The sequence below is a fragment of the Kitasatospora sp. NPDC004614 genome (genome assembly GCF_042873675.1).
Lineage (GTDB): Bacteria > Actinomycetota > Actinomycetes > Streptomycetales > Streptomycetaceae > Kitasatospora.
Genome location: NZ_JBIALR010000002.1, coordinates 558,892 through 582,163 on the forward strand (window position 1 = coordinate 558,892; position 23,272 = coordinate 582,163).

A 23,272-nucleotide genomic window follows, 5' to 3' on the forward strand; every position below is an offset into this window, starting at 1 on the left:
CTCGGGTGTTCCGGCGACGGCCGGGACGGTCGGCTCCCGGGTCGGCCCGCTTCCAGGGGAGAGGACCCACGTTCATGAGAGTCGCCCGGCCCCGCCGGCTCGTGCCCGCCGCCGCGCTGGCCGCCGCCGCGTCCCTGCTGCTGGCGGGCTGCACCTCGGGCCACCCGGCACCCACGGCGGGCGGCCCGCCCGGCCAGCCCGCCCCGGCTCCCGCGAACGGCGCCACCCCGCTGGAGCCGCTGCCCACCGACCTGCCGGCCGGCCTCGCGCCCTACTACGCGCAGCAGCTGAACTGGAAGCCGTGCACCACGGACTTCGAGTGCACCACCTTCAAGGTGCCGCTGGACTACGCCCACCCCGGCGACGGCCACGACGTGGAACTGTCCGCGATCCGCAAGCCCGCCACCGACAAGGCGCACCGGCTGGGCTCGCTGATGCTCAACCCCGGCGGCCCCGGCGGCTCGGCGACCGAGTACGTGCAGGCCATCGCGTCGCGCTACGACCCCGGGGTGCGGGCGAGCTACGACCTGGTCGGTTTCGACCCGCGCGGCGTCGGCAAGTCCGCGCCGGTGACCTGCCTCGCCGACGACCGGATGGACGCCTACGCGGCCGCCGACATCACCCCCGACGACCGGTCCGAGATCGACGCCCTGGTGGCCGTCGACAAGGAGTTCGCGGCGGGCTGCTCGGCCAGGGCCGGTGAACTGCTCGCCCATGTCTCCACCGTCGAGGCTGCCCGGGACATGGACATGCTGCGGGCACTGGTCGGCGACCAGAAGCTCCACTACGTCGGCAAGTCGTACGGCACCTTCCTCGGCGCCACGTACGCGGGGCTGTTCCCGAGCAAGGTCGGCAAGGTGGTGCTGGACGGCGCGATGGACCCGTCGCTGGACGCCCGCACCGGCAACCTCACCCAGGCCGGCGGCTTCGAGACCGCGTGGACGGCGTTCGCCAAGGACTGCGTCAAGCGCGACGACTGCCCCGTCGGCCACACCGAGCAGGAGGCCGGCGACCAGCTCACCGCGCTGTTCAAGAAGCTCGACGCGCAGCCGATGCCCACCGACACCAACCGCCCGCTCACCGAGGCCCAGGCGCTCACCGGCGTCGCCGAGGCGATGTACACCGAGGCCCTGTGGCCGCACCTGCGCACGGCCCTGGCCACCGCGCAGGGCGGCAACGGCAGCGGGCTGCTGCGGCTCGCCGACGAGTACTACAGCCGCTCCGAGGACGGCACGTACGAAAACCTGATGTACGCCAACATGGCCGTCAACTGCCTCGACCTGCCGGCCTCGTTCACCGACCCGGCGGCCGTCACCGCCGCACTCCCGGACTTCGAGAAGGCCGCGCCGCACTTCGGCCGCGACATGGCCTGGATGGCGCTCAGCTGCGCGTACTGGCCGGTCAAGCCCACCGGCGCCCCGCACACCGTCCGCGCGGCCGGTGCTGACCCGATCGTCGTGGTCGGCACCACCCGCGACCCCGCCACCCCCTACGCCTGGGCCAAGTCCCTGGCCGGGCAGCTGGAGTCCGGGCGGCTGCTCAGCTATGACGGCGACGGGCACACCGCGTACGGGCGGCACAACACCTGCATCGACGACGCGGTGAACCGGTACCTGCTCGGCGGGGCGGCGCCCGACAACGGGAAGGTCTGCAAGGACTGACGGTCTGTCGGGAGCCGTCGCGGGATCCGTCCTCGGATCCGTCCTCGATCCGCTGCCGGGGTCCGCTGCCGGGGTCCGTTCTGTCCGGATGACGGACGGTTCTGTCAGGGGCGTATGTGACTGAAGGGGCTGGAGCTAACATGGCGCAGCCCCTTCGGCGTTCCTGCCTCCCGGACACCTTGGAGACCGCAGTGCTCGGCGTCCACGACCTGACCACCTACGTCCTCGGCGCACTGGTCATCGTCCTGCTGCCCGGACCCAACTCCCTCTACGTGCTCTCCGTCGCCGCCCGCAAGGGTGTCCGCACCGGCTACCGCGCCGCCTGCGGCGTCTTCCTCGGCGACCTCACCCTGATAAGCCTCACCTCGCTCGGCGCGGCCTCCCTGCTGCGCGCCAACCCCGCCGTCTTCGCCGTGGTCAAGTTCGGCGGCGCGGCCTACCTGCTGTGGATCGGCCTCGGCATGCTGCGCGCCGCCCGGCAGATGTGGCGCGAGCGGTCGGCCGTCTCCACCGCCTCCGCCGCCGACCCCACCGACGAGGACACCGAGCGGCCGTTCCGCCGCGCGCTGGTCATAAGCCTGCTCAACCCCAAGGCGATCCTCTTCCTGCTCTCCTTTGTTATCCCGAGTAAGACAGGATTGTATGCCCAACTGTCTATCGGCCCATCAACTGCATTGACCCATGGTCAAGTTGTGGACCATACGCGACAGCTCAAAGCCCCGGCCTGTGAGGGCCGGGGCTTTGCTGCTCTCGGTGGCTAGCTGGCGAGCGCGTGAGCGCCCGGGTAGGTGTAGCCCGTGTCCGGGAGTCCCGCAGCAGCCGCTTCGAGCGCTGCTCGCCGTGCGGCCTGCTGCTGTTGTTCGAAGCGGCGCACCCAGCGGGGAACGACCTCAATCGTCGCGTTTGGCAGCAACCGAAGTTCGATGGTTGCGTCCCGGTCTGCCGCGCGTGCCTCAAGGGCCCTGACTCGCTCCGTCACCTGCTGCCGGGGGTGGCTGGCAGTGACCCGTCGGGGGTTGGTCTGCGTAGAACTGGGTGTTCCCGTCTGCTCAATTTGAGCCCAGCTGTCGAGGCGCTGGCCGCGCAGCTCAATCAGGAAGGGCTTCAACGGTCGGTCTCCGGCGCGGTGGCGACCCTTCGGCCTGTCGTGGTCAGCGGACAGCGCCCAGGCCGCCCAGCCGGCCAGCAGCAGGGGCAGGAACGCAATCAGCGCCCGCACGGTAGTGTCGGTCATGTCGAGTCTCCCTGGACTTCGGCCATGGCCCCGGAGCGATGCCAGTCGCTCGCGGGGCTTGTTTTCTGTTGTGAGGCTCGACCGTATTACCACTCGTACAAGTTGTCCACCTGTCTACACGTCTACATGTGCAAGTGGAGGTGAGAGGCTGTCCTCCGTACGCTGCTCCCATGCCCGAGACCCCTTCTGCCCGTCGTACTCCGCCGTACATGGAGGCTGCGTACGAGCTGGCCAATGAGATCCGGAACGGTGACTACGACGGCGATGGTGTGGTGTTTCCCAGCGAGACCATGCTGGCTGCCCGCTTCGGCATGGCGCGGGGTACTGTCAGAAGGGCCCTGAAGGCCCTTCAGGACGCCGGATTGATTACGACCCGGTGGGGCAAGGGATCGACAGTCGTGCCGCCAGAGCAGCGACCCGGGCCGGAGAACGGCTGAGTCTCGGCCGGCTGACTGGCCAGCGGAACGGGGCTCGCCTGGCCCGGTGACTCGGCGCTAAGGAGCCTCCCGGGCGGCAGGGTGGAGGCGGGATCGCTCGTGGGCGCCGCGGGGTTCAGAGGCCGGTTCGGGTCGCTGCACAAAATGCGCCCCCCGATCAGCTCATCCAGCTTGCCGGACTTGATGGCGTCACAGAGGTCCGCCCATGCGTCCGGGTCAAGGACGACCACGCGACGGCGGGAGTCGACGGCCACGGTGAGGCTCACTCCGTTGCTCGACTCGGCGACCAGCACGCCGGTTTTATCTGCGCTGACCGCCTGCCACTTCAGGCTGGGTTCGTCACGGACGAAGCGCGGGACGGGGGTGAGAGTAGGTGTCACTGCTGTTGCACCTCATCAATCTCCTTCGATCGGGTAGACCTTGGCCCACACGCGCTCCCAGCGTGCAGTCTTCGAGTGTCCGTAGTCGTCGCCGCATCCGAGGATGCGAATTACTGCCAGCGTCATTGCGTTCGTTGGTACGGAGTCCTGGTCGATGCGGATCGTGACCTCACGGCCGCCGCCCTCGATCTCCTTGATGAGCGCAGGACGCTTGAGTAGTCGTTGCAGGGCGTCAGCGATCCATTCGGCGCGGTCTTCGACACTCTTCGGTTCATGGGCCATCGGGTGAGTAGCTTCCGTTCGTTGACATCGCACGGGTGCACGGCTGGCGCCGCAGGGGCGCGGGGCCCGCGCTCGGCGGGCCTACCGTTGTGCGGATGTTGCGGACCGGTCCGGCCGACTAGCGCAGGTCGGGGGGCCTGTACTGGTAGGCCCCTCGCCGTGTACGGGGAGATGGGCTGCAGGCACACCCGAGGGAGCCGTGCCGGGTGGGGACTGGTCGCCCGCCTCACCTACGTTGTCGACCGTGGCGAGGCGGGCAGTACAGGAGGGTTGTGGTTCGACAGGGGTGCCGGCTCCGACTTCGCGGACCGGCGACGACGGACCACTCTGTGCGGGGCGAATCCGAGATCCGCCAACGACTTCTCCGGCCACATGTGCTTGAAGACCCGCCGGTAGGCGTAGTTCGGGCAGCGGATCTCGCCGGCCTCCACTCGCCCGATGTAGCGCGCGTCGCAGGACACGTGCTCGCCGATCTCTCGGGCGGCCCGGCGGACCAGCGCGGCGAACTCCCTCGGTGAGAGGTTCCCGCGCAGTTGCCGCATCGCTCGGTTAGGGTCAGCCGCCGACCGGGGCGTGTGTTTGGTGGTCACCGCCTGCTCCGTTCCGTCGTCGGTGTGTAACCAGGATGGCGTGCGGGCAACTACGATCGGTAGCGTTTCAAATCTCTAGTTGCTCACGCTTTAAAGAGGTAACGGCATTGGCGCGCCGCATAGTTGATCCAACGTCATCTCCGTTGCATGCCTTTGCCGTGCAACTTGCCAGGTCGCGGGTGGCGATGGGGCTGACCCAGGTGGGTTTAGGTGGCAAGGTCCAGTACTCCAACGTGTACATCTCAAACGTGGAAGGGGCGAAACAGGCTCCAAGTTTGAAATTTGTAGAGCGCGTGGACGACGCGCTGCAGACCAACGGCACTCTCCTGCTGCTCTACTGGAGTTGGAAGAGCGGTTCACTGCTTCCGGGCTTCTCTGAGTACCTGCGCCGGGAGCGCGAAGCGATCGGATCGCGGATCTTCGACATCGATATGGTGTCGGGCATTCTGCAGGAACCGGAATACAGCGCCGCTTACGAAGGCGCGATCGTCCGCCGGGGTGAGGCCACGCGCGAACAGGCGGATGAACGACTTGCCCTACTGGCTCAGCGTCAACTTAAGCTGAGCACCGGAGCACCCATACATGTGGTGCTTGATGAGGCAGCGCTTCGCCGGCCGATCGGTGGGCCCGCGGTCATGGCTCGGCAGTTGTACCACCTTGAGATGCTGAGTGCGCGCCCCAACGTGGTGCTTCAAATCGCGCCACACAGGCTCGCTGAAGACCGAGCGCTGTCCCACCCAGTTACGATCCTGACGCTGCCGAACCGGTCCCTTGTTGGCTACACAGAGACCCTGCAGCGGGGCTACTTAGAGCAGGATGCCGACACCGTGGCTCGGTGGGTCAGTAGATACGATCGACTACAGGTCAACGCGCTAAGCCAACTGGACAGTTTGGCCTTGATCCGGGAGGCAAGGAAGGAACTCGAACGCCATGCAAAACGACCTTGACCCGCCGGGCGCCACCTGGCGCAAGTCCTCTTACTCGAACGGCGGTGGCGGCTGCGTCGAGTTCGACACGAGCCACTACGGGGCAGTGCGCGACTCGAAGGACCCTGACGGCCCGCGCTTGCGCTTCTCTGTCGAAACGCTTGAGAGGTTCGTTCAGGCCGTCGTAGACGGCGAGTTCGGTGACGTCTGACACCAGCTTGCGATCCTTGCTCGACAGTTGAGCCCCTGGCAGCGCGTTGCCGGGGGCTTCTCTGTGCCTGCGTGGCAAGCCGGTCGTACTCACCCGCGCCACTTGCGGGGCATCGCACGGGGCCCAGCGTCCGAGCCCACGGACACCTTTACTCGAACCGGGCAGTGTTCTCGGCTGTCGCCGTCACGCGGCCGACGACACTGCGAGCTTGGCGGCGAATCCCGCGAAGAGGATAGCGACGCTGCTTGTCAGGCCGGCTGACAGTCGACGCCGGCGGCGGAAGGCCGTTGCCAGAGCGGTTCCTGCGAGGATCAAGGTCGTCAGGTAGAGCACGCTGAACGTCTGAAGTATGCCGCCGAGCAGGGCGAAGGAGAGCGCGGGCAACTCGTACGACGGGTCAACAAACTGTGTGAAAAATGAGAGAAGGAACAAGATCGCCTTGGGGTTGAGCAGGCTGATGATCAGGGCTCGTCGGAACGGCCGTTCCGACGCTGACTCGACGTTCGGCATGTCCTCGGCAGTGGAGCTGCTGTTGTTCCGCTCGCGCCAGAGCTGGATTGCTGATCGGAACATTCCGATCCCGAGCCACAGCAAGTAGGCAGCGCCGCCGAACTTCACCACGGCGAACACGGCAGGGTTCGCGCGCAGCAGGGAGGCGGCGCCGAGTGATGTCAGGGAGATCAGTGTCAGGTCGCCGACGAATACGCCAGCAGCGGCGCTGTACCCCGTTCGGATGCCCTTCCGAGCTGCGACTGACAACACGTAGAGGGAGTTCGGGCCCGGCAGCAGGACGATGACTAGCGCCCCGAGTATGTAAGTTCCGAGGTCTGTGACGCCGAACACGGCGGTTCCTTCCGGCGCGGAGGTGGGGAGACGAGTCATCGTAAGCGCCGGGGAAAGTCGTCCAACGAAGAAGGCGCCCCCTGTTCCGGCCACGGCCGGAACAGGGGGCGCAGTGCTGCCTACGGGGGGTCGAGGTGGCGGGCGGTACGCTGGTCGACTCGGTCGACGGCGTCGCGCAGCGAGCTGCCGCTGTTGGGGTGCAGCTCGTGCTCGACGGTGGCGAGCTTGTCCTCGATTCGGTCGAGTCGGGTCATGACGCCGGGCTGTTCGTCGGTGCCGGCCCAGTCGTCGACGACTTCCTCGACGCGGCGGGCGAGCCGGTGCGCGCCGCGGGCGGAGCGCCAGAGCAGGCCGGCGGCGCCGGCGATGGCGACGACCGCGCCGCACCACAGCACGAGGGCGTCGAGGCGGGCGACGCCGGTCGTCGGGTCGGTCACTGGTCGGTGTCCTCCTTGGGCGGGGTGCGCAGCCAACGGGGCAGCAGCTGCTCGACGACGTCGAGCGCCATGACGCGGGTGGCGGCGGTGGCGACGGTGAGCGCCAGGGCAACACCGGGCACGGTCTGCGGGATGCCGGCAGTGGAGACGAGCAGGGGGAGCGAGGCGAGCAGGCCGAGTAGGGTCTGCAGGCCGGTGCGGATGGTGCGGCGGGTGCTGTCGGTCAAAGCGGGTCGCTTCCTCTCAGGGCGGGTGATCAGGTGATGGGGGCGGTCCAGGCGGCGGCCCAGGTGGCGGGGCCGATGATCGAGTCGGGGTCGAGGTGCTTCTCGATCTGGAAGGCGCGGGCGGCGGCGGCGGACTTCGGGCCGTATACGCCGTCGACGTCGAGCTGCCACCCGCGGGCACGCATCCGTTCCTGCCAGCGGCGGACGTCGTCGCCGCGCATGTACGGGGAGCGCAGGGAGATGTACCGGCCGGGCCACGTCGGGGCGGTCGGCGCCGGGGCTGGCGGGGCGGGCGCGGGCGGGGCACCGAGCAGCTCGGCGGCGCGGGCGATGATCGCGCCGCGCTGCGCCTTACGGATCTCGCCCGGGCAGTCGGGGTGTCCGCCCCACGCGGAGCCGCCGGCGCCGTGCCAGGTGAGGCCGCGGTCGGTGGTGGTGTCGACGACTCGCAGGGGCCAGCCCCAGAGGTGGGCGCCCCAGGCGTAGATCTGGGCGACGCCCTCGATCTGTGCGACGGTGAGTGGTTCGGAGGGGTATCCCTCGGTCTCGACCGATGCGTACACGTTGTTGCCGGCGGCCTGCGCCCACGCGCGATCGTTGCCGGTGTCGACGTACTGCTCGATGGTGCCCGACTTCGACACCCAGAAGTCAGAACTTGCCTTGCTGGAAGCTGTGTTGAACCAGCCGAACAGGCTGCCGTTGCCGTCCTGGACGTGCAGGACGAGGCCGCGCTGCTCACTTCGGCCGGCCGCAGTGCGGTTGATGACGGGGCGCCAGGTGGCGCCGGGGAAGCGTGCCAAGGTGTCTCCAGACATGCGAAAGCCCCCGGGCCGGGTGGCCGCGGGGGCGGGGTAAGGGAAGCGGGAGGGGGTTAGGACTGACGGCCGGTGCAGGAGTCCGCGCAGACGCGGACGCGGCCGTTGCCGGACACCCGCCATGCCCGGATCTCGATGTCGAGGCTCTGATTGACGGTGCCGGCGACCGGCTTGGAGCCGTCCACCCAGAACGTCCAGTCGCTGTTGACTTCGTGGACATCGCCCCAGGGCTGGCCGCTGACGTACACCTGGCAGCGGCCGACGGTGCCGTTGTCGGCCTGCAGGTAGCCGCGCACGGAGAGGTTCGGGTGCTGGCGCCAGTGGGTCCCGGAGATGATCGGGTCCGGAGTGCTTTCGGTGGTCCAGGCGTACTTTTCGAGGTCTCCCGAGGGGTACAGCGGCGTCTCCAGGTACGGGCGGGCGAGTCCGCCGGCGACGCGGTCCTCGGAGAAGATGGTGTTCCCGCGGGAGTCCCAGATGTCGAGGCCCTGCGGCACGGTGCCGTCGGTCCACAGCGACAGGGCGAGCGAGTTGTCTTCGCGGCGCATCAGGACGCCGTACTGCTTGGTGCCGTCCGGGTGGGCCGGCAGAATGTCGCCGATGTGAAGGACGGCCGTGCCGTCGGCGTCCTTCACCGTGAGCGTGCCGCCTTCGCCGATGATGACCTGTCCGTGCTGGATCTGGTCGAGGGCCGGGCGGATCTGGGAGCGCCCGGCGAGCTCGCGCACCTGGCGCTCGACGGCGCGCAGCCGGTCGAGAAGATCCTGCGGGATGGCTGCCAACTAGCTTGCCTCCAATAGGAGTTTGGCCGACTCGGGTCGGCCGCGTTGGGGTGGGGTGACGGACCATCCGACGATGCGGAACCGGTCTTCCATGCCCTCCGGCCACCACAGGTCGGTGATCCGGACGCGGGCGGTCGCGCCGAGAAGCGCGGGGGTGATCTGGCCGTCCAGGCGCACTGTCAGCTCGGGGACGGTGAGGGGGTGCAGTCGCGCGACGGCGTCGGCCCGGGCGTGCTCGTCGAGGGTGTCCTGCTGTTCGACGGTGGAGTAGTCGGAGCTGCCGTCGAGGCGCGGCCACCCGGCCTCGACGTCGCTCTCGTCGACAACCAGCTCGGACATGAGGGGAGTTGACTCCGTGGTCTGGTTCCGGTTGGTGCTGCTGCCGCGGCTCTGCCAGGCGTTGGCCTGGCGCGTGGCGTCGGTGGGCCAGGCGTAGGTCAGGATCGGCCCGGGGTGGGTGAGCACCACGTCGTGGACGCCGGATCGGATCACCGGGCTGCCCATCTGCAGCAGCTTGACCCGCCGGCCGGTGTCGGGGTCGCGCACGGATGCGATGCGCCACTCGAACCCCCGTTCCACGTGGGCGAGTTGCTCGATCAGGTCGCGGATGATCGGCAGGTCGAACCGGGAGTAGGCCCGATCGCGGAGCACGCCGGACAGTGCGGTGTCGAACTCGATGCCGATGTCGCCGCCCGGCTTCGCCGCGGCGTAGTCGATCAGGTCGCGGACGATGTCGAACTGGTCGATCTGTTCGGCGAGTTGGGAGTCGTACAGCACCCGCCGGGCAAGGTAGCTGTCCCAGGTCGCGGCCTGCAGTTGCAGCGCCAGGTATCCGCGGGTGTCGGTGCCCAGGTTGGTGGTCCACAGGATTCCGCCCCACCACAGGTCGGCGCCGCGCTCCACCCACAGGGCGGTGCGCCCGGGTACGAGGGCGTCGCGGACGCGGGCGGCGATGTGGCGGTCGGTGATCCGGACGGCGGCCGACAGGGTGCCGGTCCGTCCGAGGTACTCGTCGAACGCGACGTCCCACAGCGGCAGGACGTCGAGCAGCTGATCGGAGCGCAGATCGCAGATCAACACGCGGTAGGGGGTGCGCAACTGACCACCCCCACGCGCGAGTTACCTCATGCGGCTTCGTAGGTCACCTGCATGCGCATGGAAGCGCCGTTCTGTGTCCACGCGTAGTGGCTGCCGCCGGCGCTGATGTCCACCCACGCGTTGTTGCTGTCGGCGATGCCGAACAGGAGGGCCTTGCTCTGCCCGGGATCGACGACGGCAATCAGGCTGTGCCAGTAGTCCGCGGGCTGGGCGAACTTGCCGACGCCCTGCCAGCCGATGACGCCGCCCGGGGACGCGGCGGCGGGGAACGGCAGGCTGACGAATACCTGGCTGCTGGCCGGGATCGCGGAGCCGGTTCCCCACACCAGGTCGGCGACGACGTCCACGCGCTTGCCGATCCGGCAGTACCGCCCGTGGGCGGTGGCGGCCCCCATGGTGACGCCGGTCCAGGTGGGTGTGTAGACGGTCCAGGGGGCGAACGGCATCCAGCCTGAGCCGTTCCAGCGCTCCGGCCCATAGGAGGAGTCGCGCAGCTGACCGACGTACGAGCCGGCGGCGAGGCTGCTCGGCGCGATCCCGCCGAGCGCGGCCGGGTAGGCCACCCACGCCGTCCCCGACCAGCGTTCGATCCGGGCGCCGGTGTCCCGCAGCTGCCCGACGTAGGCACCGGGAACGGTGGAGGCGTCGGGGCGGACTCCACCGGCCGCCACGGTGAACACCCGCAGGTCGGTGATCGCGGATGCCCAGGTGATCCCGCCGGTGCCGGCGGAGATGCCGGCGGGCACCTTCACCTGCCACAGCGGCAGCGAGCACGCCGGAGCGGCGGGCGGCTGCGGCGCGGCGATCGGCTGACCGGGCACGATCTCGACCACGGCCAGGCTCTTGCCGGTCGAGTCGTAGAGGGTGTCGTACACGCGCAGCACGACCAGGTCGAACCGGTCGTACTGCGCGTGGCCGGGGCCGAAGGTGAGGACTTCCGGGGCGGTGACCACCACGGCGTACGCCCCTTGCGCGGTGGTGCCTTGGATGACGGCGCGGCCGACGTCGAGCTGCGCCTGCATGGCGGCGGTGCCGGTGAGGTTCAGGGGGTTGCCGCCCGGGACGATGCCGGGGGCGGTGGTGAGCGGGCCGGCCGGCGTCATGGTGCCGGTGGGGGCGGCGCGGGTGTCGGCCCGGGTCTGTCCGGCCGGGGGAAGCCAGACGGCGCGCACGGTCACGGCGACACCACCTCCTTACCAGTAGGCGTGTCGCCAGCGCAGGACGGCGCGGGCGGCGGGGTGGATGGGGGTGTCGGGCGCAGCCCGGAACGCGAACTCGCGCGGTCCGGGCGGGACGACGAGCAGTTGCTCGGGGGCGCCCGTGGTGGTGTAGAGCCGGGAGGCGCCGGCGAGGGTCACCTCGCCGGTGGCGCCGTCGACGAGCAGCTCGTCGCCCGCGGCGAGCTCGATGTCGTACGACCACGTGCGGCCGGTGGCGGTGTCGGTGAGGGACGGCCCAGTTACGGGCCCGCGGAAGGCGAGCACCGCAGGGGCGGGCGCGTCGCCCGCGTTGGTGACGGCGAGGGTGCCGGCCGACCCGGCAGAGCCGAGATCGAGCGAGAGCAGGCTCTCGTCGTGCGGGCTGGGCATGGTGAGCGTCGACGCCCCGATCGGCACGGTTGCCGGGGTGGGGACGGCCGACCACTCCATGACCGGGCGGACGTAGGCGGCGCCGGCCGGGGCGGTACCGGTCACTTGATCCGCGGTGGCGCCGTAGCTGCTGGACAGGTAGTCGCCCGCCGCGTTCGCCCACTCCATGTTGACCTCCGCGCCCGCAGGTAGTTGCAGCGCGCGGAAGGTCACCGTGTCGCCCGGGCGGACGGGAAACGCGGCGGTTCCGCCGGCCGGGCCGACCCACGCGAGCTGAGCGGGGTTGTTCGACGTGGCGGCGGTGACGGTGACCGTCGCCGCGTCGGCGGCGCTGCCCAGCGCCAGGCCCTGCAGCGCCCACCACGCGGTGAGCGGGACCTGACCGGCGGCCTGCAGCGCGGGCAGCACCTGCACCGGGGCGGACGGGGACACGTGCCAGTCGAGGCCGGCCTCGTCCCGGGGCAGGCCGGTCTCCGCGGACTGCTCGGCCAGGGAGTACCGACGGGGGTCGCTCGCCTCGAACTGCAGCGCGCACCCCGCCACGGTGCCGGTGCGGTAGCCCTTCCCGATCGGGATCGCCTGGCGCAGGCAGCGCGCCCACACCAGCAGCGGCCCGCGCTCGTCGAGCATCACGACGAGCGGCTGCTCGTCCTCGCTCAGCGCTGTGCCCGCCTTCAACTCCCACACTGCGGCGCCGATCCGGGACGCGGTCGCCCGGATGGTGAGCTTGTCGACGGTGATCGTCCGCGGCTGCGCCCACAGGTCGCCCGGGTAGGCGCCGTGGGCGGACGGCCGCGGGGTGGTGCCGGAGTCGACGGCCGGCGAGTCCTCCCACCCGGGCAACTCCCGCCACCGGTACGGGGTGCCGGGGCCGAGCAGCAGGTCGCCGAACTGAATGTGACCGGGGGCGGTGACGCGGTCGCCGGCAGGCATGGCTCACCACCCCCGGCCCTTCATCTGCCACGCGAGCGCGGCGGCGGTCTGGTCGGGCGACTGGTCGGGCGCCGCGTGCCAGTTGTCGATCTGCACCAGCGGCCCCCCGCCCATCCCGAACGCGCTGCCCCCAACCGGGGCCGCAGCCACAGGAGTTGGGGCGATGCCGAGCGAGGCAGTGATGTCCGGCGGGGTGGGGACGTCCACCAGGTTGCGCATGGTGCGGGTGAGTGCGCCCCGTCCGCTCTCGATCCCCCGAATGATGCCCGCAGGAATCCAGCGGCCAACTGCCTTGGCCATGACGCGACTTGGCGATCGGATGCCCAGCGCCTTGGCGATCGGGCCGGGGATCAGGTTCTTCGCCCAGCTCATCAGGGTGTCGCGCAGCCACGACCCCATGGACTGGATACCCGACCACAAGCCGCGGACGACGTCGCGGCCCTTGTCGACCAGCAGCGAGCCCAGGTTGCCGACGCCGTCCGCGATCCGGTCCGGCAGTGAGCGCACGAAGTCGAGCAGGGCGCCCGCTTTTTCTGCCACGCCGGAACGGATCGAATCCCAGTGCCTTATAATCAATCCGACAAGGGTCCAGTTAAGGAAAAATTGGACGATGCGACCGGGAATGGCGGAGAAAAAATCCACCACCGCATTCCAGGCGGTCGACGCGCCGGACTTGATCGAATCCCAGTGCTTGATCAGCAATCCGGGAAGGGTGAAATTCATAAAGAGGTCGACGAGAAATCCGGCGACTTCCTTGATCTTGGTCCAGATCCAATCCCAGGCTGCGACCGTCGCATTCTTGACGGTGTCCCAGTTGGCGACGACCAGCGCGACCAGGGCGACGACAGCCGCGATGATCCAGCCGACCGGCCCCATGGCCATCACCCACGCCGCAGCCATCCGGGCTGCCTGCAGCAGGCTCTGAGTGCCCATCAGCACCCACGCGCCGACGACGCTCGCCCCCGCGGCGACCGCGCCGACGCCCTGCGCGAGCCACCCCGCCAGGATCACCGCGTTGGTGGCCAGAAAGCGGGCGCCACCGGCGACGGCTGCGACGCCCTGCGCCACCCACGAGGCAACGACGCTGACGCCGGTTGCGGTGGCCTGCACCGCCAGCACGATCAGCGTCGGCAGCATCACCGCAGTGATCACGCCGGCCGCGATCGAGAACGCCGTGCCGTGCTCGCGGACGAACCCGGCACCGCTCTTGAGCGTGCCGCCGACCCGGCCGACCCACTCGGCGCCCGTCATCAGGGCGGGCACCACCTCGGAGCCGAGCACCTCGACGAGGCCCTGCTGCAGCCCCCGCGTGAACACGGCGAGCTTCGTCGATGCGTTGTCCCGCATCGTGTCGCCGGCCCGCTGCGCCGCCCCGTCGACGGCGCCCAGGGAGGCGACCGCGGCCGACGGGTCGAGGGAGAAAAGCGCCTGCGAGAGATCTTCGGCCTGCGTGCCCAGAAGTTGGACAGCGAGCCGTGAACGCTCCGTCGGGTCCTTGACCTGGCGAAGCCGGTCCATCAACTGATCAAGCGCCGCGTTTGCGGCCGGCCCGCCCTTGGCGAACGCTGACGCCATCTTGTCAGCGTTCAAGCCAAGGGACTTGAGCCCGTCGGCCGCGCTCCCGTCCTTGACGCGGATATTAAGTTCTTTGAAAGCGTCCGCGACGATATCCGCATCGCGGGCACCCGCCTGCAGGCCCTGATGGATAAGGCCCATCGCCTGCGCCCCGCCAATTCCGAGATCCCGGAACTGCGTGGGGTATTCGTTGAACGTGTCGAGCAAGTCCTCGGCTTTGTTGGCGCCGAGCTGCTCGCCGCGTACGAGAATGTCGAACGCCTCGTCGGCGCTCTTGGCCATTCCCGTTTTGAGCATCTGCCCGACCGCGGTCGCGGTCGGGCCGACGTCCTCGCCGAGAATGTCGGCGACTTGCTGCAGCCGCCCGCCGACCTTGGTCAGCTCGGCGGAGGTGGCGTTCGCCGGTACGAGGCCCTGCTGCCACAGGGCTTGAAGGCCCTCGTTCGCGGCCTCGACGCTGTCGGTGTAGGCGCCGGCGAACAACGCGCCTGCGGCCTTGCCGAGTTCGGCGGACTGCGCCGAACTCGCGCCCAGCTTCGCCGCGAGTAGATCGGTGGCCTTGTCCTGCGCGACGGCCTCGGTCAGGCCGGCCATCACCGCGGCGCCGATCGCGCCGCCGATGATCAGGCCCTTGACCTTGCCGAGCGCATCCGCGACGCCGGCGCCCGCCCTGCTGCCGCCCTTCTCGGCCTCGTCGGCGAGTCCGTCGCCGAGCTCCTGCCCGGCCGCCCGGCCGCCGCGGCGGGCCTCGTCCTCGACGACCTGCGCCGTTCGGCGCATGCCCTGCTCGGTACGGCGCAGGCCCTGCTCGGCGCCGGAGTCGTCGACGTCGATGACGGCGAGCAGCTCGCCGACGGTGAGCGCCAAGGCTGCTCACCCCCTCGCCGAGCGCAACCTGCGCCGGATGACTCGAAGGAGGGAAGCCGTGGTGTTCGACTTGTTGCAGCTCGCTACCCGCCGGCGGGTAGACCGGTGATCGCTGCGATGTCCGCGGGGTCGTCAACCACGCGGGGGGTGCGGCTCCACAGGGCGCGGAACCGGGAGTGTTCGTCGAGCCCGCCGAGCAGCACCACGAACCGGCGCTCCGTCAGCTGCCCGATCTGCTCGGCGCTCAGGTGGTAGGTGCGGGCGAGATCCGCCTCGACCGCCGACCAGTGCGTCAGGACGGCCGACCAGAAGCCGCCGCCCGACCCTTCTTCTTCGGCTTCGCCCGGCGCGCCGCCCGGTTCTGCGCCGGCGCCGGCGCGGCTTTTCCCCGGGCCTTCGCCGCGGACTGCTCGTCGTACAGGATGGCGGCCCGCTCCATGCTCACGGAACCGGGGGAGCGGACGTTCGCCGCCGACCAGATCAGCACGATGCCGAATTGCCGGTCGGTCATGCCCTTGCCGGCCCAGTGGTCGAGGGCATCCTCGCCGACCAGGGTCCGCAGGATCGCCCGGACGTCGGCAGGGTTCTCGGAGTGCTGCAGCCGCTCCATCTGCAGGGAGAACATCAACGGCATGGAGTCGGGCAGCCGGTACTCGCGCCCGTACAGGCGCAGCGGCACGCCGCCGCTCCCGCGCTGGCGCTGCTCGGCGAAGAACGCGTCGAAGTCCGCGACGTCGACGGAGACGCCGGCGAAGTGGTCGACCTGGTCGAGGTCGAGCTCGTCGTCGAGGCTCACGCGCCACCCCCGCCCGCCGCGACCGGCGCCGTACCGGGCTTGCCGCACCGGGTGATGGTGGCGCTCCACGAGGTCTTCTCGTTGGTCCCGCCGCCCTGCTCGCCCGGGGTCACGGTGGCATCCCACAACACCCACGACGTCTGGGAGCGGTGGCGCCAACGCACCGGGTTGTGGGAGTCGGCGCCCAGCCGGTTCGCCCACTCGCCGTCGATGTACGCCTGCCCGGCGTCCTGCTGGCCGGTCTTGTCGGCCGCGTACTTGGACTCAAGGGCGATGGTCGCGCCGCGCTGCATGACGTCCTGCGAGTAGTAACCGTCGTCGTCGAACGCGGTGATGTCCTCGGTTTCCTCGTTCTCACCAGGGTTATGGGTGAACGAGTTCAGCAGCCGGATCGGCAGCCACGTCTCGGTTTCGGCCGTGATGTCCTGCACCTCGAAAATCCACCCGCGGGCGTCGATCGGCCGGGGTGCGGTGGAGGTGGGCATAGGTCACCTCCTAGAAAGGTCGGGGGTTGGTGGCCTCGATGTCGAGGCGGAAGTTCACGACGTGCTCGTGCCGACCGGCGGAGTCGACGCCGAGCGGGTACGGGGTCTGCTGTGCGATGCACAGCACCAGCCAGAGCCCACCGGGGAGTTCGACGCCGGCGAGCCCGTGAAGGGCGGAGAAGATCGCTTCCGCGCGGGAGCGGGAGATGCGGGGGTCGGCGGTGCCGCGCACCCGCACCTGCAGCGACCGCTCGTCCCACCCGTTCAACGGGTCCGGCTCGCCAGCACCGTAGAGGGTGAGCTGCACCGCGCGGTCGGGCGCGGCCGGCATTGTCTCGGCGAAGGTGTCGCCAGCCGCGCCGGTCGGGTCGTAGACGAGCAGACCAGCGACAGCAAGGTGCCGGGCGAGGGAGTCGAGCGGGTCCACTGCCCTCCTTGTTCGCTACGGGGCGGACGCTTTCGGGCGGCCCGCCTGCTGGCACTTACACTCACTCCGTGGATGCAACCAACGGGAAGGAACTCCACTGGTGAGTAAGGAAGTTGACCCGCAGGCCCGGTACGACGCTGCGCTTGCGCGGGTGAACGCGGCGCGGGACGCGGCAGCGAAGTTCGCCACCACGGGTGCGCTGCCTGAGTGGCAGGACGTGCCCGGGACGAACGCCCGGGATCTGCAGGCGGCGTACGACGAGGTCGACGCCGCGGAGAAGGAGTTCGAGGCGGCGCGGGCCGCGCTCGACGCGGTGCGGTAGCAGCCCGCCGGGGCGGTCAGCGCAGCTCGCGCCGCACTGCGGCGGCGATGATCTGTTCGACCGTCCCGGCCTCCTCGCTGAGGGGGCGTTCGAGGTACTTCGCGCTGCGGCCGGGGTCGTGCCGGGCGGTCATGTCCTCGTGGACGCGCACGGCGTAGGGGGTGTCGTAGGAGACGGCGGCGGTCAGCTGCTGCTCGTCGATGCTGGCGGTGCCGGAGCGTTCGAGGGTGCCCTCTTCGATCGGCACCAGCTGCCGGGAGCGCTGCAGGACGTGCTCGGCCGCGGCGAGCAACCCCCGGGCCGCGCCTGTGCGTTCGGCGCGCAGGACGGCGTCGCCGGTCCAGGTGACGCGGGATCGCTGCGGACTCACTCGGCGCTTACCTCCCGGTGTGCGGGCACGGGAAGGCCCGGGGCGTCGACGGTGGCGATGCTGATCGGGACCGTGGTCCGGCCCGACGGCAGGGTGATGCGGGAGCCGGCGGGCACGTCGGTGTCGAGGTCGAGCAGCAGCTGCGCCGAGCTGACGACCTGCTGCCCGTCCGGCGCCCGCACGAGGCGGATCGTTTCTGCAACCAGCGCGGGCACGTCCTCGTCGGGCGGGTCGTAAAGCGGCCCGTACGCCGAGTCACCCCGGTACCGCTCGATGGTGACCCGGTGGCGCAGCAGCCACGCCGGTATGCGGGTCACCACTCGTTCACCCCGTGCCCGGTCAGGCCGGCCCGCTGCAGCTCGCGCAGCGCGCGGGGCGCCAGGTCGAGCGCGGCCGGCGACGAGCTGCTCGCCGACAGGCTGACCGATCCGGCGGAGACGGACGACCAGCGGGCCGACGCGCCGGTGCCGTCCTCGCCCGCGGCGAGCAAGTACTCGACCTGCGCGCACACGGCGTCGGCGAGGGCCTGCGCGTGCGTGGGGTCGGTGGGGGCGCCGGTGGAGTCGACGGGGTAGCAGGCGGTCAGCAGCGCGTCGTCGATGTCGGCACACGCGCGGGCGAGCAGCCGCTCGGCTTCGGCCGGGGCGGACTTGCCGGTGTAGGTGGCGAGCTGCTCGGGGGTGGCGTAGGTGCCCACGGCCACCCCCTTCTACTTCGTTCCGGCGCCGCGCCCCTTGGCCGGGGCGGGCGGGGCGGTGGTGGCCGGGTCGTCGAGCTGCTCGACGGTGTAGCCGTGCCGCTGGAAGTACAGCCGGGCGCCGGCGGACAGCTCGTCGACGGTGGCGCGCCCGTCGGCGAAGTGGACGCCGGCGACGGAGCGGTGTTCCCCGCTGGTCGGGGACGTGATCGCGTAGGCCATCAGCGCACCTTGACGTTGCGCAGGACGGCCGCGGCCCGGGTCGCCTTGAGCACGACCGCGACCGGGCCGAGCTCGACCTCGCCGACCTTGACGGCGCCCGCGGAGTCGAAGTTGGGCAGCCACTGTCGCACGAGGGCGTTGCCGGTGGTCGACACCCCGTGGAAGCCGTCGACGTCCAGGCGCACCGCGTACAGGTCCGACAGGCCGGTGATCTGCCCGCCGGCGCCGGCGACGTCACGGGACTCGATCGGGATCACGGGGTCGGCGCTGCCCGACTTCGCGCCCAGGTCGACCAGGGCAATGCCGTTGTACGACTCGATCGTCTGGCCGAACGAGTTCTCGGCGCGGGTGTAGTAGCCGGCACGGCGCGCCAGACTGCGAATCCGCGCGATCAGCTGGGCGTTTCCGAGCAGCGCGCTCGGGGTGCCGTCGAGCAGCGACAGGAACTCGTCGAGCAGGTCGAGAGCGTCGTTCGCCTTGCCGCTGTCGGAGCCGAGCGCGGCGCCGGTCCAGTTGACGGAGGTTCCGGCACCCATCTCGGTGGAGGAACCGGCGAGCGCGATGTCGAGCCCGTCGAACCCTTCCTCGTTGCCGGGGGTGGTGACGCGCTGGCCGTTGATGACCTGGTCGGAGAAGAACGCCGAAGCGCTCTTGACCTTCTGCGTCATCTGGAACGCGACTTCGTTGGAGGCGGCCGGGCCCAGGTTGGCAAGCGTGCGGTCGATCTCGAACGCACCGCCCAGCGGGGCCAGGTCGACGGAGTACCGCTGACGCTTGGCGGCGGTCTTCGGGTACTCGTAGTTGATCTTGCGGAAGCTCGCCGGCTGCTCGGTGATGACGCGGGTGTAGTTGTAGGTCAGCGTCGCGCCGCCGCCGGCCGGGTTCACGGCGGTGTCGAACTTGAGATTGTCCAGCAGCCACGAGGATTTCCGGAACTCGTCGATCACCTTCAAGTCGACGGCGTCCGTGGTGTTCAGCTGCGCGTCAGCCAGGGTGATTGCCATGGGGGTACCTCCTTCGTGGTCAGCCGCTGAACTGGGCGGCGATGGCGTCCGCGAGCGTGGCGGGCTGGGGGGTGGTCTGGGGGGAGCCGCGGAACTCGCCACCGGAGCGGGCCGGGCGAACGAGGGTGGCGCGGTACAGGTCGGGGTCGGCGTCGACCGCGGCGGTGATCGCGGCGCGCAACTGGTCGGCGAACTGGTCGCCGTCCGGGTCGAGCTTGGCGAGCGCGGCGGCGAACGCTCGGGAGTTCAGCAGCCGGTCGGGGCGGGCGCCGGCGTCGGCGGCGCCCTGGTGGGCGGCGAGCTCGACGCGCGCGGCGCGCAACTGCTCGCCCTGCTCGGCGAGCTGCCGGTCGCGGTCGGCAACCGCGGCGGCGAGCTGCACCGGGTCGGTGGCGGCGGGGCCGGCGTCCGGGTTGATCGCCCGCTGGATGGCGTCGAGGGCGCTCTGCAGCTGGTCGCGCTGCTCGGTCGCCTCCGTGGCCTGACGCTGCGCGTCGGCGAGTTGCTCGGCGGTGGGGCCGACCGGGGCGAGTGTCGGCGGGGCGGTGGGCGGGGCCGGGGGAGCGGTGGGTGCCGGGGCGCCGGGGTCGGTGGCGGCCGGGGCGGGCGGCCCGCCGTCGTCGCTGCCGCCCAGGACGGGCCAGATCGGGCGTCCGTCGCGGCGCAGGCCGACGGCGCGCAGGCCGGTGCGGGCGTGAACGGGCAGTGCGGGCATGGGTGTTGAACCCTCCGTGCTCGGGGATGCGGGCATACGAAAGGGCCCGCCCCGGAATCCGGTGCGGGCCCTTCAAGTGGCCTACCTGGTAGGCGAGTTGGTCAGCTCTCGTCGCTGATCAGTGCGGGGTCGCTGCCCTGCCGGTAGCCGCGCAGCCACGCGGTACGCAGCAGGTCGTCGCGGCCGTACGGGCAGGCGGTGACGCTCTGGCCACCGCGGGCGGCCTGCTGGCCTGCTTGCGCCGCCCTTACCGAACTTGCCCGGAAATCCACTTATCCGCCTTCTGGGTTGACCTCATTTATGGGTCGCCATAATTTCCGGCGAGAGGAAATGTCCTGCTATTTCTTACTTGCGCATGTTTCTGGCAACTGAAATGACGATGCTGATTAGGGCGGTCGCTGCGGCAAGGACGGAGGCGACTGTGTCACCAATTCCTCGGCCAGAGCTGATTAGGATAGAGGCGAGGGCTATCAGTACGCCGATAGATGTCGCCAGTACTGCGAGTATGGAGGCTACTCGCGTAGGGCTGCTTCGCCGGTCGTTCTCATCCCGGTTTCGATTATCCATAAGTCTTCACCCCGGCAGCAACAGAGGACATTAGAATGACAATCCCCACTGCATCTGCAGCGACAACATACACCCACCCCTTGATGGCGCCGGAGCCGTCATAGCAGACGCTGCGAACAACTACAGGAAAGACTGCTATTCCGAAAAAAAGGACAGCGATCCCAAGGGTGACTGTGACTATATCCATCGGCTTATGCTGAATGCTCGCGCCGATCATTGCTGCGCAGAAAGCCACTGCGGCGGTTACGGTCCAGTCGATCCAGAAAACGGCATCTTCGATGGTGAGTCCGTGCTTTTTCCCGGGCGGAGGCTCTCGTGATACGAGCTTCATGAATGTCTGAACGCCAGACACGAAAGCGGCCAGTCCGAGTGTCAGGATCCAGGGCTGCAAAATTCCCCCCAACTGCTATTTGCTTGCCCGGCATCGAAGTCGACTGGCAGTTTCCTGCTTGCCTTTTGATCGTTAGTGGACTTTTCGCGTCAGCGGAAGCCAAGTTGATTAAAACCGATTGTGCTGGTCACTCTTGGCCTTGCGTGCGGTGTCCGCCACGGTGCTTCGGATGCCGGTCAGTTGCTCACTGTACTCGGCGAGCGTCAAGCGTGGGGAGGCTTCCGACCAGTAGCGTTTGAGCTCCTCGGATGCCCGGGCGTAGGCGATGTGGGCAGGTCCGGAGAACAGTGATCGGGCGTCGACGCCGTCGTGCTCGGCTTTGCGGGTGAGCAGGACACCGCGGCACCACTCCTCGGCGTCGAGCCACTGCCGATAGACGTGGTCGGCGTACTGTTCCCGGATCTGCTCGCGGGTGTACGCGGACCGGTTGACCTGCTCGAACGCCTCGCGTTCGGCGAGCCATCGCTCGGCGGCGCTCAGCCCGGCGTGCGGGTCTTCCGGAGTGTCCGCGTACAGGTGCGACCAGTCGTCCGGGTTCGGCACCGGGCGCAGCGCCTCGTCGAGGGCGGCCTCGTCGGCGAGCTGCGCCTCGATGCCGCGGCCGGCGTGCGCGGCCGGTGCCTCGACGGGGTAGCGGCGGTCGAGCTCGGCGGCGAGCCGCACGGCCTCGTCGGGCCGGGCGTAGCGCACGGCCCAGCCGAGCACTTCGTCGCCGACCGCCGACAGGTCCGCCAGCAGCCGGCCGCCGGGGAACGTGGCGGCGAGCAGCTGCCGGCGGTCCGCTTCGGCGGCGAGCTGGGCGAGCTCGTCGCCGGCGGCGTGCCGGGCCCGCTCGGCGAGCTGCTGCTCGGACATGCCGATCAGGTCGCGGCGGGCGCCGGGCAGCGTGGCGTCGACGTCGCGGCGGTCCATCTCGGCCGCCACGCGTAGAACCCCCTCGTCGTCGAGCAGCGGGAGGGCGCGGGCGAGCTCGTCATCGCCGAACCCGGTCAGGTCCGCAACGACCCGACCGCCGCCGGGGCGGACGCGGTCGAGCAGCTGCTGCTCGTCGCGCCGGTTCGCCTCTGCCTCGATCCGGGCGCGGTCGCGCGCGTCGAGGCTGCCGTGTCGGATCGCGGCGCCGAGCTCCTCGTCGCTCATCTCGCGCGGGGCGAGGTGGTCGCCGGCCCGCACCTTCGCGGCCTCGACCGCATCCGGCGCGATCGGCCCGCGCCGCTCCAGCAGGTTGCCGGCCCCGGGCTGCTCCCGGTAGCGCAGACGCTTCAAGTTCGGGTGCTGGGCGAGGTGTTCGCGCATCCGGCCCTGCCACTCCCGCACCCGCTGCTCGGCTACCTTCTTGCCCTCGGGAGTGGGGGAGGCAGCGGCCCGGGCCTTGTACTTCCGGATCTGCCGCTCGATCGCGCGCTGCCGCTGGCCGGCTTCGTACTCCGTGCCGTCCGAGCGCATCGGCGGGACGATGGACGTCACGCCCGGGGTGTAAGCGCTCAGCGAGTGACGGCAGTTGGGGTGTTGCAGGCCGGCGCGGCGGGCCTCGTCGACGCTGCCCGCGACCCACACGCGCAGCACGCGGCCGTCGACGGTGGCGTGTTCGACCTCGACCTCGCGGCGCCCGTCCGGCCCGTCGAGGGAGAGGAGTTTGCCCTCCCAGGGCTTGCAGAGCGGGCACTCGCGGGGCGCGTTGGACACGATGACCAGGTCGACGCCGGCCGCGCGCAGCCGATCGCCTTGCGCTTCAACTGCCGCTCGCCCGACGGAAGTTCGTACCGCCATCTCGACGTACGACGTCATGCGCCAGGGGCGGCCGGAGCGGTCGACGAACGAGCGCACGCCGCGGTCGGCGAACCGCTCCATGGCCCGTTGCGACGCCTGGCGGCGGGTGTCGATGCCGAGTAGCGGGGTGGCGCTGATCTCGGAGATGACCTGTCGGTATCCGTCCTCGACGCCGCGCAGGATGCCGCGGTGGGTGGCGGTCACCAACTCGACAGTCTCGGCGGCGAGTCGGTCGACGGCGCGGCCGGCCGGGGTCGACTCCGCGATGCGAGCGGCGTCGACGTCCGTCAGGGCGCCGAGCTCGGCGAGCCCGGCGCGGGCGCCGCGGTTGTACGCCTCTGCGACCACGTCGTGCACTTCGGTGGTCATGGCGGTTCCGAGCGCGTCGATGACCGCCTGCGCCGCACGGCGCAGCGGCTGCACGTCCTGCAGCTTGGCGACGGCCCACCCCGGGGCTTCATAGCCGGCGGTGAGCTGTTGGGCGACGATGCCGAGCAGCCTCTGCTCGGCATCGTCGTACAGCGACCGCACTCGGTCGGCCAAGTCCTCAGTCATCCACGCCGACACCCCCACTGACAGCACCTCCGGAAAAACCGAGCGCGGACAGCAGCGAACCAGG

30 protein-coding genes are annotated in these 23,272 nt (G+C 70.1%); 6 read left to right on the top strand and 24 right to left on the bottom strand.

Translation table 11 applies throughout. The features are described 5' to 3' along the window. Nucleotides 1-74 precede the first annotated feature (74 nt). On the top strand, nucleotides 75-1,661 hold the full coding sequence (locus ACFYST_RS08065; RefSeq protein WP_387860818.1) for an alpha/beta hydrolase: 1,587 nt from the start codon (nucleotides 75-77) through the stop codon (nucleotides 1,659-1,661). 191 nt (nucleotides 1,662-1,852) lie between these two features. Next, nucleotides 1,853-2,422, top strand: coding sequence for a leucine efflux protein LeuE (leuE, locus tag ACFYST_RS08070; RefSeq protein ID WP_387861111.1), 570 nt, complete (start codon nucleotides 1,853-1,855; stop codon nucleotides 2,420-2,422). Here leuE (ACFYST_RS08070) and ACFYST_RS08075 read toward each other — a convergent pair. Next, a complete protein-coding gene (locus ACFYST_RS08075) occupies nucleotides 2,419-2,895 on the bottom strand; it encodes a hypothetical protein (protein ID WP_387860819.1) in 477 nt (158 codons plus the stop codon). The genes leuE (ACFYST_RS08070) and ACFYST_RS08075 overlap by 4 nt on opposite strands. A gap of 170 nt (nucleotides 2,896-3,065) precedes the next feature. On the opposite strand from ACFYST_RS08075, the gene ACFYST_RS08080 reads away from it, so the two are divergent. Then, entirely contained in the window at nucleotides 3,066-3,332 is a 267-nt protein-coding gene (locus tag ACFYST_RS08080) for a GntR family transcriptional regulator (protein ID WP_387860820.1), read from the top strand. A 395-nt stretch (nucleotides 3,333-3,727) separates the two neighbouring features. Here ACFYST_RS08080 and ACFYST_RS08085 read toward each other — a convergent pair whose 3' ends face one another. Next, complete coding sequence (locus tag ACFYST_RS08085; RefSeq protein WP_387860822.1) at nucleotides 3,728-3,994, bottom strand: hypothetical protein; 267 nt, start codon at nucleotides 3,992-3,994, stop codon at nucleotides 3,728-3,730. 230 nt (nucleotides 3,995-4,224) lie between these two features. Continuing rightward, complete coding sequence (locus ACFYST_RS08090; protein ID WP_387860824.1) at nucleotides 4,225-4,536, bottom strand: hypothetical protein; 312 nt, start codon at nucleotides 4,534-4,536, stop codon at nucleotides 4,225-4,227. Nucleotides 4,537-4,727: 191 nt separating this feature from the next. Here ACFYST_RS08090 and ACFYST_RS08095 point away from each other — a divergent pair, with 191 nt between their 5' ends. Together ACFYST_RS08095 and ACFYST_RS08100 are read left to right on the top strand one after the other, a co-directional pair. Continuing rightward, complete coding sequence (locus ACFYST_RS08095) at nucleotides 4,728-5,531, top strand: helix-turn-helix transcriptional regulator (RefSeq protein WP_387860825.1); 804 nt, start codon at nucleotides 4,728-4,730, stop codon at nucleotides 5,529-5,531. Continuing rightward, a complete protein-coding gene (locus tag ACFYST_RS08100) occupies nucleotides 5,515-5,721 on the top strand; it encodes a DUF397 domain-containing protein (RefSeq protein ID WP_387860826.1) in 207 nt (68 codons plus the stop codon). Before ACFYST_RS08095 ends, ACFYST_RS08100 begins: the two co-directional genes overlap by 17 nt. A gap of 183 nt (nucleotides 5,722-5,904) precedes the next feature. On the opposite strand, the gene leuE (ACFYST_RS08105) is transcribed toward ACFYST_RS08100, so the two are convergent. The 12 genes from leuE (ACFYST_RS08105) to ACFYST_RS08160 form a co-directional block, all read right to left on the bottom strand. Continuing rightward, nucleotides 5,905-6,564 carry a leucine efflux protein LeuE gene (leuE, locus tag ACFYST_RS08105; protein ID WP_387860828.1) on the bottom strand — a complete coding sequence of 220 codons (660 nt, stop codon included), beginning with the start codon at nucleotides 6,562-6,564 and terminating at the stop codon, nucleotides 5,905-5,907. A gap of 119 nt (nucleotides 6,565-6,683) precedes the next feature. Further along, a complete protein-coding gene (locus ACFYST_RS08110; protein WP_387860830.1) occupies nucleotides 6,684-7,001 on the bottom strand; it encodes a hypothetical protein in 318 nt (105 codons plus the stop codon). Further along, complete coding sequence (locus ACFYST_RS08115; RefSeq protein WP_387860832.1) at nucleotides 6,998-7,228, bottom strand: hypothetical protein; 231 nt, start codon at nucleotides 7,226-7,228, stop codon at nucleotides 6,998-7,000. The genes ACFYST_RS08110 and ACFYST_RS08115 overlap by 4 nt, the downstream gene beginning before the upstream one ends. 29 nt (nucleotides 7,229-7,257) lie before the next feature. Then, on the bottom strand, nucleotides 7,258-8,043 hold the full coding sequence (locus ACFYST_RS08120) for an N-acetylmuramoyl-L-alanine amidase (protein WP_387860834.1): 786 nt from the start codon (nucleotides 8,041-8,043) through the stop codon (nucleotides 7,258-7,260). 56 nt (nucleotides 8,044-8,099) lie between these two features. Next, nucleotides 8,100-8,825 carry a hypothetical protein gene (locus ACFYST_RS08125; protein ID WP_387860835.1) on the bottom strand — a complete coding sequence of 242 codons (726 nt, stop codon included), beginning with the start codon at nucleotides 8,823-8,825 and terminating at the stop codon, nucleotides 8,100-8,102. Then, nucleotides 8,826-9,923, bottom strand: coding sequence for a hypothetical protein (locus tag ACFYST_RS08130; protein ID WP_387860836.1), 1,098 nt, complete (start codon nucleotides 9,921-9,923; stop codon nucleotides 8,826-8,828). A 26-nt stretch (nucleotides 9,924-9,949) separates the two neighbouring features. Further along, nucleotides 9,950-11,101 (bottom strand): hypothetical protein, encoded by a 1,152-nt coding sequence (locus ACFYST_RS08135; RefSeq protein WP_387860837.1) that lies wholly within the window; start codon nucleotides 11,099-11,101, stop codon nucleotides 9,950-9,952. A 15-nt stretch (nucleotides 11,102-11,116) separates the two neighbouring features. Continuing rightward, nucleotides 11,117-12,445 (bottom strand): hypothetical protein, encoded by a 1,329-nt coding sequence (locus tag ACFYST_RS08140; RefSeq protein WP_387860838.1) that lies wholly within the window; start codon nucleotides 12,443-12,445, stop codon nucleotides 11,117-11,119. Nucleotides 12,446-12,448: 3 nt separating this feature from the next. Then, nucleotides 12,449-14,887, bottom strand: coding sequence for a phage tail tape measure protein (locus tag ACFYST_RS08145; protein ID WP_387860839.1), 2,439 nt, complete (start codon nucleotides 14,885-14,887; stop codon nucleotides 12,449-12,451). Between the two features lie 292 nt (nucleotides 14,888-15,179). Further along, nucleotides 15,180-15,683 carry a hypothetical protein gene (locus ACFYST_RS08150; RefSeq protein WP_387860840.1) on the bottom strand — a complete coding sequence of 168 codons (504 nt, stop codon included), beginning with the start codon at nucleotides 15,681-15,683 and terminating at the stop codon, nucleotides 15,180-15,182. Continuing rightward, nucleotides 15,680-16,168 carry a phage tail tube protein gene (locus ACFYST_RS08155; RefSeq protein ID WP_387860841.1) on the bottom strand — a complete coding sequence of 163 codons (489 nt, stop codon included), beginning with the start codon at nucleotides 16,166-16,168 and terminating at the stop codon, nucleotides 15,680-15,682. The genes ACFYST_RS08150 and ACFYST_RS08155 overlap by 4 nt, the downstream gene beginning before the upstream one ends. A gap of 10 nt (nucleotides 16,169-16,178) precedes the next feature. Further along, a complete protein-coding gene (locus ACFYST_RS08160; RefSeq protein ID WP_387860842.1) occupies nucleotides 16,179-16,595 on the bottom strand; it encodes a minor capsid protein in 417 nt (138 codons plus the stop codon). Between the two features lie 100 nt (nucleotides 16,596-16,695). Here ACFYST_RS08160 and ACFYST_RS08165 point away from each other — a divergent pair, with 100 nt between their 5' ends. Then, nucleotides 16,696-16,917 (top strand): hypothetical protein, encoded by a 222-nt coding sequence (locus ACFYST_RS08165; RefSeq protein WP_387860843.1) that lies wholly within the window; start codon nucleotides 16,696-16,698, stop codon nucleotides 16,915-16,917. Nucleotides 16,918-16,933: 16 nt separating this feature from the next. Here the strand turns inward: ACFYST_RS08165 and ACFYST_RS08170 are convergent, their stop codons facing one another. From ACFYST_RS08170 to ACFYST_RS08210, 9 genes are all read right to left on the bottom strand, one after another. Further along, complete coding sequence (locus tag ACFYST_RS08170; RefSeq protein ID WP_387860844.1) at nucleotides 16,934-17,287, bottom strand: hypothetical protein; 354 nt, start codon at nucleotides 17,285-17,287, stop codon at nucleotides 16,934-16,936. Further along, complete coding sequence (locus ACFYST_RS08175; protein ID WP_387860845.1) at nucleotides 17,284-17,604, bottom strand: hypothetical protein; 321 nt, start codon at nucleotides 17,602-17,604, stop codon at nucleotides 17,284-17,286. Before ACFYST_RS08175 ends, ACFYST_RS08170 begins: the two co-directional genes overlap by 4 nt. Further along, nucleotides 17,601-17,984, bottom strand: a complete 384-nt coding sequence (locus ACFYST_RS08180) for a hypothetical protein (protein ID WP_387860846.1) — start codon at nucleotides 17,982-17,984, stop codon at nucleotides 17,601-17,603. The genes ACFYST_RS08175 and ACFYST_RS08180 overlap by 4 nt, the downstream gene beginning before the upstream one ends. Nucleotides 17,985-17,996: 12 nt before the next feature. Then, nucleotides 17,997-18,206: a hypothetical protein gene (locus ACFYST_RS08185; protein ID WP_387860847.1), complete on the bottom strand. Its 210-nt coding sequence runs from the start codon at nucleotides 18,204-18,206 to the stop codon at nucleotides 17,997-17,999. Continuing rightward, the gene (locus ACFYST_RS08190; protein ID WP_387860848.1) at nucleotides 18,206-19,210 is read right to left on the bottom strand and encodes a major capsid protein; all 1,005 of its coding nucleotides are present in this window, start codon (nucleotides 19,208-19,210) and stop codon (nucleotides 18,206-18,208) included. Before ACFYST_RS08190 ends, ACFYST_RS08185 begins: the two co-directional genes overlap by 1 nt. Before the next feature lie 19 nt (nucleotides 19,211-19,229). After that, on the bottom strand, nucleotides 19,230-19,925 hold the full coding sequence (locus ACFYST_RS08195; protein WP_387860849.1) for a hypothetical protein: 696 nt from the start codon (nucleotides 19,923-19,925) through the stop codon (nucleotides 19,230-19,232). Between the two features lie 101 nt (nucleotides 19,926-20,026). Next, the gene (locus ACFYST_RS08200) at nucleotides 20,027-20,197 is read right to left on the bottom strand and encodes an Rmf/CrpP fold protein (RefSeq protein WP_387860850.1); all 171 of its coding nucleotides are present in this window, start codon (nucleotides 20,195-20,197) and stop codon (nucleotides 20,027-20,029) included. A gap of 287 nt (nucleotides 20,198-20,484) precedes the next feature. Continuing rightward, nucleotides 20,485-20,844, bottom strand: coding sequence for a hypothetical protein (locus ACFYST_RS08205; protein ID WP_387860851.1), 360 nt, complete (start codon nucleotides 20,842-20,844; stop codon nucleotides 20,485-20,487). A 147-nt stretch (nucleotides 20,845-20,991) separates the two neighbouring features. Further along, nucleotides 20,992-23,208 (bottom strand): phage minor capsid protein, encoded by a 2,217-nt coding sequence (locus ACFYST_RS08210; protein ID WP_387860852.1) that lies wholly within the window; start codon nucleotides 23,206-23,208, stop codon nucleotides 20,992-20,994. Nucleotides 23,209-23,272 lie beyond the last annotated feature (64 nt).